Origin of the sequence: Actinophytocola sp. (assembly GCF_050699915.1) — a bacterium.
Taxonomy (GTDB): domain Bacteria; phylum Actinomycetota; class Actinomycetes; order Mycobacteriales; family Pseudonocardiaceae; genus Actinophytocola.
The window spans coordinates 1-9281 of record NZ_JBOHGA010000233.1 but is presented as its reverse complement, the minus strand read 5'-3'; the positions used below and the strand labels follow the sequence as shown (position 1 = coordinate 9281).

12 protein-coding genes and 1 pseudogene are annotated in these 9281 nt (G+C 70.8%); 11 read left to right on the top strand and 2 right to left on the bottom strand.

The features are described from left to right. Positions 1–508 precede the first annotated feature (508 nt). The 6 genes from rpsB (at position 509) to ACRDSK_RS28225 (ending at position 5291) form a co-directional block, all read left to right on the top strand. Entirely contained in the window at positions 509–1345 is an 837-nt protein-coding gene (rpsB, locus tag ACRDSK_RS28250) for a 30S ribosomal protein S2 (protein WP_431444384.1), read from the top strand. Between the two features lie 35 nt (positions 1346–1380). Next, entirely contained in the window at positions 1381–2196 is an 816-nt protein-coding gene (gene tsf, locus ACRDSK_RS28245; RefSeq protein ID WP_431444383.1) for a translation elongation factor Ts, read from the top strand. Positions 2197–2300: 104 nt separating this feature from the next. Next, positions 2301–3023, top strand: coding sequence for a UMP kinase (pyrH, locus tag ACRDSK_RS28240; RefSeq protein ID WP_431444386.1), 723 nt, complete (start codon positions 2301–2303; stop codon positions 3021–3023). Between the two features lie 32 nt (positions 3024–3055). Next, complete coding sequence (frr, locus tag ACRDSK_RS28235; protein WP_431444382.1) at positions 3056–3613, top strand: ribosome recycling factor; 558 nt, start codon at positions 3056–3058, stop codon at positions 3611–3613. A 25-nt stretch (positions 3614–3638) separates the two neighbouring features. Further along, on the top strand, positions 3639–4529 hold the full coding sequence (locus ACRDSK_RS28230) for a phosphatidate cytidylyltransferase (protein WP_431444381.1): 891 nt from the start codon (positions 3639–3641) through the stop codon (positions 4527–4529). A gap of 9 nt (positions 4530–4538) precedes the next feature. Then, positions 4539–5291, top strand: coding sequence for a class I SAM-dependent methyltransferase (locus ACRDSK_RS28225; protein ID WP_431444385.1), 753 nt, complete (start codon positions 4539–4541; stop codon positions 5289–5291). Positions 5292–5294: 3 nt separating this feature from the next. Here ACRDSK_RS28225 and ACRDSK_RS28220 read toward each other — a convergent pair whose 3' ends face one another. Next, positions 5295–6050 (bottom strand): PadR family transcriptional regulator, encoded by a 756-nt coding sequence (locus ACRDSK_RS28220; RefSeq protein ID WP_431444380.1) that lies wholly within the window; start codon positions 6048–6050, stop codon positions 5295–5297. A gap of 114 nt (positions 6051–6164) precedes the next feature. On the opposite strand from ACRDSK_RS28220, the gene rlmN reads away from it, so the two are divergent. The 4 genes from rlmN (at position 6165) to ACRDSK_RS28200 (ending at position 8701) form a co-directional block, all read left to right on the top strand. Next, a complete protein-coding gene (gene rlmN / locus ACRDSK_RS28215; RefSeq protein WP_431444378.1) occupies positions 6165–7268 on the top strand; it encodes a 23S rRNA (adenine(2503)-C(2))-methyltransferase RlmN in 1104 nt (367 codons plus the stop codon). Positions 7269–7271: 3 nt separating this feature from the next. After that, entirely contained in the window at positions 7272–7634 is a 363-nt protein-coding gene (locus ACRDSK_RS28210) for an arsenate reductase family protein (RefSeq protein WP_431444377.1), read from the top strand. Positions 7635–7715: 81 nt separating this feature from the next. Beyond that, positions 7716–8261 (top strand): hypothetical protein, encoded by a 546-nt coding sequence (locus ACRDSK_RS28205; protein WP_431444376.1) that lies wholly within the window; start codon positions 7716–7718, stop codon positions 8259–8261. Between the two features lie 11 nt (positions 8262–8272). Continuing rightward, positions 8273–8701 (top strand): hypothetical protein, encoded by a 429-nt coding sequence (locus ACRDSK_RS28200; RefSeq protein ID WP_431444375.1) that lies wholly within the window; start codon positions 8273–8275, stop codon positions 8699–8701. A 38-nt stretch (positions 8702–8739) separates the two neighbouring features. On the opposite strand, the gene ACRDSK_RS28195 is transcribed toward ACRDSK_RS28200, so the two are convergent. Further along, positions 8740–9003 carry a DUF2631 domain-containing protein gene (locus tag ACRDSK_RS28195; protein WP_431444374.1) on the bottom strand — a complete coding sequence of 88 codons (264 nt, stop codon included), beginning with the start codon at positions 9001–9003 and terminating at the stop codon, positions 8740–8742. Positions 9004–9097: 94 nt separating this feature from the next. On the opposite strand from ACRDSK_RS28195, the pseudogene ACRDSK_RS28190 reads away from it, so the two are divergent. After that, positions 9098–9281: pseudogene (locus ACRDSK_RS28190) on the top strand (1-deoxy-D-xylulose-5-phosphate reductoisomerase); the annotation flags it as partial.

Below are 9281 nucleotides of genomic sequence, written 5' to 3'. Positions count from 1 at the left end.
GCCCGCGGGACGGCCGCACACGAGGAGTCCGGGCGGGCACGCGGAACCGCGGGACCCGCGGGCGCGGAGGCCACGCCGACCAGGGCCGGGGACGTGACCGCGGTCAGGCCCGTGACCAGCACGAGAGCGAACAACGACAGTCGGGGGCGGGTGAAGGAGGTCATGGCTCCAGCTTCCGCGCGAGGCCGACGGTTGGGCGCCGCGAGCGGGAATCTGTGGATGGGCGGGCGGGTTGTGGACAACCCGGGAACCGCGGGTCGAGGGCGTCAGGACGACCGCGTAGACTGCTCGTGCGGTCCGTGGTTCCACGGATCGACTTCGCGTGCCTGTGCATCAGCTTCGGCGAAACGGCATCCGGCGGTCCCACACCGAGATCAGTGATCGAGGAGCGGGTCCGGCTGCCGGCACCGGCACCAGGGCGCCCTCGCAACACCGCGGAGGGCGCGACAACCGACATCGCGCCGAGCGGACACCCGGCGCGCAGACAGAAGAAGGTGCGAACGAGGCCATGGCCGTCGTCACCATGAAGCAGCTGCTCGACTCCGGTGTGCACTTCGGGCACCAGACCCGCCGCTGGAACCCGAAGATGAAGCGCTACATCCTCACCGAGCGCAACGGCATCTACATCATCGACCTCGAGCAGACCCTGTCCTACATCGGACGCGCGTACGAGTTCATCAAGGAGACCGTCGCGCACGGTGGCTCGATCCTCTTCGTGGGCACCAAGAAGCAGGCCCAGGAAGCGATCGCCAACGAGGCGCTGCGTGTCGGTATGCCGTTCGTCAACCAGCGCTGGCTGGGCGGCATGCTCACGAATTTCTCCACCGTCCACAAGCGTCTCCAGCGGCTCAAGGAGCTCGAGTCGATGGAGCAGACGGGTGGCTTCCAGGGTCGCACCAAGAAGGAGATCCTGATGCTCACCCGCGAGAAGGACAAGCTCGAGCGCACGCTCGGCGGCATCCGGGACATGGCCAAGGTGCCCAGCGCGGTGTGGATCGTCGACACCAAGAAGGAGCACATCGCGGTCGGCGAGGCGCGCAAGCTGCACATCCCGGTCGTCGCGATCCTCGACACCAACTGCGACCCGGACGAGGTCGACTACCCGATCCCGGGCAACGACGACGCGATCCGCTCGGCCGCGCTGCTGACCAAGGTCGTCGCCGAGGCCGCGGCCGCCGGACTGATGGCCCGCGCCGGCGTGCGCAACGGCGTGCCGGACGGCGAGGACAAGCCGGCGGTCGCCACCGACGAGCCGCTGCCCGAGTGGGAGCAGGAGCTCCTCGTCGGCCAGAACGCGCCGGCGGGCGGCGAGACGAAGCCGGCCGAGGCCCCCAGCGAGTCCTGAGCCAAGCACGCGAAAGAAGGATGGATACAGCCACGATGGCGAACTACTCCATGGCCGACGTCAAGCGGATCCGTGAGCTCACGGGCGCCGGCATGATGGCTTGCAAGAACGCTCTCGAGGAGGCCGACGGCGACTTCGACAAGGCCGTCGAGATCCTGCGCATCAAGGGCGCCAAGGATGTCGGCAAGCGTGCGGAGCGCACCACGGCCAACGGTCTGGTCGTCGCGGACGGCGGCGTCATGGTCGAGCTGAACTGTGAGACCGACTTCGTCGCGAAGAACGCCGACTTCCAGACCCTGGCCAACCGGATCGTCGACGCCGCGAAGGCTGCCAAGCCGGCCGACGTCGACTCGCTGGCGAAGGCCGACCTGGACGGCAAGTCGGTCGGTGACGCCGTGCAGGAGCTGTCCGCCAAGATCGGTGAGAAGCTCGAGCTGCGCCGGGTTGTCGTGTTCGACGGCCCGGTCGCGACCTACCTGCACCGTCGCGACCCCGACCTGCCGCCGACGGTCGGCGTGCTGGTCGAGTACACCGGCGACGACACCGAGATGGCCCGCGGCGCGGCGATGCAGATCGCCGCGATGAAGCCGCGCTACGTCACCCGTGACGAGATCCCCGAGGAGGTCCTCGCCACCGAGCGGCGGATCGCCGAGGAGACCGCCCGCGAGGAGGGCAAGCCGGAGCAGGCGCTGCCCAGGATCGTCGAGGGCCGCGTCAACGGTTTCTACAAGGACGCCGTCCTGCTCGAGCAGGCCTCCGTGCAGGAGTCGAAGAAGACCGTCAAGGCGCTGCTCGACGCGGCCGGCGTGACGGTTTCCCGGTTCGCCCGCTTCGAGATCGGCCAGTCCTGATCGGAGCAGCCCGGACCCCAGGCAGTGCCCCGCCCTCGCGTTCGCCGCGGGCGGGGCACAGTCCTGTAGTCAGTCCCGTGACCGTGAACGAGGAGGACATCGTCATGGATGGTCGGCGACACGGTTTTCGAAGGGTGCTGCTCAAGCTGGGCGGGGAGATGTTCGGCGGCGGGGAGGTCGGCGTCGACCCGAACGTCGTGCAGGCCGTCGCCCGTCAGATCGTCGAGGTGGTCCGCGACGGCGTGCAGATGTCCGTGGTCATCGGGGGCGGCAACTTCTTCCGCGGCGCGGAGCTCTCCCAGCGCGGCATGGACCGGGACCGCGCCGACTACATGGCCATGCTCGGCACTGTCATGAACTGCTTGGCGCTGCAGGACTTCCTCGAGAAGCTCGGCATCGACACCCGGGTGCAGACCGCGATCACCATGGGCCAGGTCGCCGAGCCCTACATCCCGCGCCGCGCCGAGCGGCACCTGGAGAAGGGCCGCGTCGTGATCTTCGCGGGCGGCGTCGGGATGCCGTACTTCTCGACCGACACCGCGGCCGCCCAGCGCGCGCTGGAGATCGGCTGCGAGGTCGTGCTCATGGCCAAGTCGGTCGACGGGGTCTACACCGCCGACCCCAAGAAGGCGCCCGACGCCGAGATGTTCCAGCACATCACCCACCGCGAGGTGCTGGAACAGGGGCTCGCGGTCGCCGACGCGACGGCGTTCAGCCTGTGCATGGACAACAACATGCCGATCATCGTGTTCAACCTCCTGGTCGAGGGGAACATCGCGCGCGCGGTGCGTGGTGAGAGGATCGGCACCGTCGTCAGCACTCCCTGACAGCGGCTGGGGAGACAACTACAGGAGCAGCTTTGATCGACGAGACACTCCTCGACGCCGAGGAGAAAATGGAAAAGGCCGTGTCGGTGGCCAAGGACGAGCTCAACACGGTGCGCACCGGCCGCGCGAACCCGGCCATGTTCTCGCGCATCGTCGTCGACTACTACGGCTCGCCGACGCCGCTGAACCAGCTCGCCGGCATCTCCATCCCGGAGGCCCGGATGGCTGTCGTGAAGCCCTACGACGTGAGCCAGCTGAACTCGATAGAGCGGGCGATCCGCGACTCCGACCTGGGAGTCAACCCGAGCAACGACGGCACGATCATCCGCGTGATCATCCCGCAGCTGTCCGAGGAGCGCCGCCGCGAGATGGTCAAGGTGGCCAAGCACAAGGGCGAGGAAGCCAAGATCTCCATCCGCAACGTGCGGCGCAAGGCCAACGAGGAGCTGCACCGCATCGCCAAGGACGGCGAGGCCGGCGAGGACGAGGCGGTCCGCGCGGAGAAGGAGCTCCAGCACCTCACCGACAAGTACGTCGCGCAGGTCGACGAGCTCGTAAAGCACAAGGAAGCCGAGCTGCTCGAAGTCTGAGCGGTTCGATCCAGTGACGAGCGACATGACGAGCGACATGACCAGCGAGGCGGCCGAACCGGCCCCGGAACGACCCGAGCCGGGCGAGGTCAGCCCCGCGCCCCTGTCCCGGGCCGGGCGCAATGTGCCTGTGTCGATCGTGGTCGCGCTCGTGCTGGGCGCGGCCGTACTGGTGTCGCTGCTGACCGTCCGGCAGATCTTCGTCGGCGTGGTCGCCGCCGCCGTCGCGGTCGGCACGTGGGAGCTGGCCGGCGCGCTGAAGCGTGCCTCGGACATCAGGGTCGCGGTGTGGCCGGTGCTCGTCGGCGGCCAGGCGATGGTGTGGCTGTCCTGGCCGTTCGAGCGCGAGGGGCTGCTCGCCGCGTTCGTGCTGACGGTCCTCGCGTGCATGGTGTGGCGCTTCGCCGGCGGCATCGACGGCTACCTGCGCGACCTCAGCGCGTCGGTGCTGACCGCCGCCTACGTCCCGCTGCTGGCCTCGTTCGCGGCGATGCTGGTGGTGCCCGAGGACGGCGTGGCCCGGGTGCTCAGCTTCATGATCCTCGTGGTCTGCTCGGACACCGGAGGCTTCGCGGCGGGCGTCTGGTTCGGCAAGCACCCGATGGCCAAGGTCATCAGCCCGAAGAAGTCCTGGGAGGGCTTCGCGGGCTCGATGGTGGCCGGTGTCGCCGCGGGAGTCCTGACGCTGACGTTGATGCTCGACGGCCAGTGGTGGCAGGGTGCGCTGTTCGGCGCGGCCCTCGTGTGCACCGCCACCGTCGGGGACTTGGTCGAGTCGCTGATCAAGCGAGACCTCAAGATCAAGGACATGGGCCAGCTGCTGCCCGGGCACGGCGGGCTGATGGACCGGCTCGACTCGCTGCTGCCCGCCGCTGTCGTGTCCTGGCTGCTGTTGAGCCTGTTCGTGCCACACTGAGCCGTGGGCATGGTGACGCGGGCGCTCGCCAGGGTCGTGGGCGAGGTGCGGCGTGGGCACGACACGGTGCCGAGCCCGAACATCTGGCACTGGCCCGAGGTGTACGAGGTCGAGAACCGCGCGCAGGATGTCGAGGGCGACATCTGGCGGGTCCTCGCCGAGCTCGTCGACTGGACCGGGCGGGACGTGGCGGACGTCGGCTGCGGGGACGGCTTCCACCTGCCCCGTTTCGCCGAGACCGCGCGTCGCGTCGTCGGCATCGAGCCGCATCTGCCGCTGGTCCGCCGCGCCCGCGACCGGGTGGCCGGCCAGCCTGTCGTCGAGGTACTGGCCGGCTCGGCGCAGCGGCTGCCGCTCCCGGACGCGAGCGTGGACCTGGTGCACGCGCGGACCGCGTACTTCTTCGGCCCCGGCTGTGAGCCGGGGCTCGCCGAGGCGGATCGGGTGCTCCGCCCCGGCGGCTCGCTGGTGATCGTCGACCTGGACGTGCGGCACCGGCCCTACGGCGACTGGATGCACTCGGATCTGCCCGGCTACGACACGGTCGAGGTGGACGAGTTCTTCGCGCGCAACGGCTTCACGAGCCGGCAGGTCGAGACGCTCTGGCGGTTCGACACCAGGGCCGACCTGGACGCGGTGCTGCGGATCGAGTTCTCCGCCCGCGTGGCCGCGCGGGCCGTCGCCGAGGTGGTGGGGCAGAGCCTGCCGGTCGGCTACCGGGTGATGCACCGGCACAAGCCGACCGGGTTGCTCCGGCCCTGAGGATCAGTCCTCGTCGTCGGTCTCATCGTCGGTCTCGTCGTCGGCGACCGCGGGCGGCTCGACCTCGCCGAGGATCGCGTAGACCTCTCGGCGTGCCTCGTTGAGCACCTCGACCGCGCGCTGCTTCTGGTTCTCGGTGGCCGCGTGGGCGACCTGCATGGTGGCGCCCATGAGCTGGCCGATCGCGTTGCGCAGGTTGACGTCGTTGGGATCGACGTCCTGGGCGATCTCCGCCCACGGCGGGGCCGCGGCGTGCTTCTCGGCGGCCGCGCGCCCCTCGTCGGTGAGCTCGAAGCGGCGCTTGCCGCCGCTGCCCTCGGTGCTGGCGATGAGGCCCTCGTCGGCGAGCAGCTGCAGTGTCGGGTAGACCGAGCCCGGGCTCGGGCGCCAGAACTCGCCGCTGCGCTCGGTGATCTCCTGGATCATCTCGTAGCCGTGCATGGGCCGCTCCACGAGCAGGGCGAGGATCGCCGCCCGCACGTCGCCGCGCCTGCTGCGCCGGCCACCCCCGTGACCTCGGCGTCGGCTGCCGCGTCGCATGTCGCGCCCGCCGGCGAAGCCCGGGAAACCGGGGACGCCGGGCACGGGCGGCATGCCCGGCCAGGGGCCGAACGGCGGCTGCGGCGGGAACGGGCCCTGCGCGTGTGGCGGGGCGAACGGTCCCTCCGGCCCGAAGGCCTCGTGCGGCTCGCCGAACGGCGGCCGGTGGTGAGCTCGGTGCTCTCTGTGGTGGTGTTCGTGTCCGAATGATGGACGCATGATCATTTCCTCCCTGTGGGCATCGCGTGGTACCGCGATAGGTTTACGATATATCGGAACGTATCGTGATGCAACGTTATTCCGACGACGGCCGCATGGGAGAATGGCGGAGCCATGACCGCACTTCCTCTCGTCTTCGACGCGCCCCGCCGCGGCCTCCCGCCCCGCCACATCGCCGACATGTCCGCCGAAGAGCGGCGTGCGGCGGTGGCCGAGCTGGGGGAGAAGCCCTTTCGCGCCAACCAGCTCTCACACCACTACTTCGCCCGGCTGACCGCCGACCCGGCGCTGATGACGGACATCCCGGCGGCCAGCCGCGACCGGCTCGCCGACGGGCTGCTGCCGCCGCTGCTGTCCGTCGTCCGGCACCTGAGCTGCGACGACGACAGCACCCGCAAGACGCTGTGGCGCGCGCACGACGGGACGCTGCTGGAGAGCGTGCTCATGCGGTACCCGGACCGGGTGACGCTGTGCGTGTCGAGCCAGGCCGGCTGCGGCATGGCGTGCCCGTTCTGCGCGACCGGCCAGGGCGGGCTGCAGCGCAACCTGTCGACCGCGGAGATCGTGGACCAGGTCCGCGCCGCGGCGGCCGCCATGCGCGACGGCGAGCTCGGCGAGCCGGGGCGGCTGTCCAACATCGTGTTCATGGGCATGGGCGAGCCGTTGGCGAACTACCGCCGGGTCGTCGACGCCGTGCACCGGATCTGCGACCCCGCGCCCGGCGGGCTTGGCATCTCGCAGCGCTCGGTGACGGTGTCGACGGTCGGCCTCGCCCCGGCGATCCGCAAGCTGGCCGACGAGCGGCTGCAGGTGCGCCTCGCGGTGTCACTGCACACCCCGGACGACGAGCTGCGCGACACGCTGGTGCCGGTGAACACGCGCTGGTCGGTGGACGACGTCCTGGAGGCCGCGCGGTACTACGCGGACACGTCCGGGCGGCGGGTGTCGATCGAGTACGCGCTGATCCGAGACGTGAACGACCAGCCGTGGCGAGCGGACCTGCTGGCCAAGCGGCTGCGGCAGCACCTGGCCCAGCTGGTGCACGTGAACGTGATCCCGCTGAACCCGACTCCCGGCTCGAAGTGGGACGCCGCCCCGAAGCCGGTGGAGCGCGAGTTCGTCCGCCGGGTCAACGCGGGCGGCGTCGCCTGCACGGTCCGGGACACCCGGGGCCAGGAGATCGCCGCGGCCTGCGGACAACTGGCCGCGGAGGGCTGAGCGGTGGAGATCTGGATCAACCCGCGGTGCTCGAAGTGCCGGTCGGCGGTGTCGCTGCTGGACGAGGCCGGCGCGGAGTACACCGTGCGGCGCTACCTCGAGGATCCGCCGACCGCGCGCGAGCTCGCCGAGGTGCTCGACCGCCTGGGCCTCGAGCCGTGGGACGTCGTGCGGACCGGGGAGGCCGTCGCCGGCGAGCTGGGCATGCGGGACTGGTCGCGCACACCGGCGGACCGTTCCCGCTGGATCGACGCGATGGCCGCCAACCCGATCCTCATCCAGCGCCCGATCATCACCGCGGACGACGGCACCGCGGTGGTGGGCCGGTCGCCGGAGTCGGTCCGTTCGGTGCTGCCCGCCGACTGACCGGACGCCCTCACGTTCGCCAGCAGGGACGCGACATCCAGGCGAGCGTCGATCCGCGAGGTGCGGAGGAGGCGAACGCAGATGGGCGACGACTACCGGTTCCGCGACGTCCGCCCTGGCCATGGACACGGGCAGTCCAACGTCGGGCGCGGCGGCCGCAACTACCAGGACAACAGCAGGCACCACGACGTCGACAACCGCGACGGGCACTACGTCGGCGGCAACCACCACGACTCCCGGGCGTACGACCAGCGAGCGTATGACCAGCGGGCGTACTACCAGGACGAGAACTACCACATCGACGTCGGGCCGCCGGACCCCATCGACTCGATGTTCAGCGGGCGCGGCGTGGGTCGCCTGCTGTCCGCGCTCGGGCTGATCATCGCGTTCGCCGGCTTCGGCGGCTGGATGTGGCTGATCTTCTCGCCGATGCTGGCCGACACCGGCCCGGGACAGATACCGGACAACCCGTTCAGCATCGAGCTCATGCCTGGCGTGCCGATGGGACCGGTCGCGTTCGGGGCCGCCGCGTTCGGCGCGATCCTCGCCGCGATCGGTGCGTCGATGGCGAAGGCCGCCCGCCGCCGGCACGACGAGCAGTACCGCCGCCGGCGGCGGTACCACTGAGGGGGACGATCATGGGTGACACGTTCCGCTTCGGCGACGTGGGCGGGTCCGGGCAGGTCAACATCGGTCGCGGCGGGCGCAACCACCAGGACGACAGCCAGCACCACCACGTCGACAACCGCGGCGGATACTACGTCGGCGGCGACGTCACGGCAGGCGCGCCGCCGGAGCTGCTCGCCGACCTCGACGCACTGAGTGCCCTGCTGGGCGGGCTGCGGCTGACCGCGGACGAACGGGCGGAGGCCGAGAGCCAGCTGGAAACGGCACGTGCCGCGGCGGAGCGCGAACCCGAGCGGGCGGCCGCCGGGATGCGCCGCTTCACCGAGATCGTCAAGGACGCCGGCGCGCTGACCTCCGCGGGCGCCGCGCTCGTCGAGCCGCTCATGCGAATCGGCCGGTGGCTCGGCCCGGTCGGCGCCGCCGTGCTGAGCCTGCTCTGACCGGTAAGGCTGGTGGTACGCGGGGAGGCCGAGACCCGCTAGCGGCGCCAGGCGGTGCGCTGCCGCACGCGGTAGCCGACCAGGGCGGCGACCAGGGCCACGCCGAAGCCGAGCAGCCACAGGCGTTCGGTCTCCGCCACGTGGTTGCCGACGAACGCCATGACGAACATCGCGATCGCGGAGATCCAGCCGCCGATCTCGCGGCCGCGCGGGAAGCGGCCGTGCCAGCCCCACTCGGCGGACGGCTCCTCGACCGGGTCGACCGTCGTCGACGGTCGCCTCTCCAGCTGTGAGCCTGCCACGTTCCCTCCCTGGCACCCGCGATCCTTGCCGGCACATGCTCCCACGCCGCCCGTCCGGATGGCGTCCCGGGTGGATCGGGAAGAATGGGCGGCGATGACCAGACGCAGCGTCCTCGTGCTCGGCTCGACCGGCTCGATCGGCGTCCAGGCGCTGGACGTGGTGGCGGCCAACCCCGAACGGTTCGAGGTGGTCGGCGTCGCGGCCGGCGGCTCGGATCCGGCGGCCCTCGCCGCCCAGGCGGTCGCCACCGGCGCCCGGGCGGTGGCCGACTCCCGCT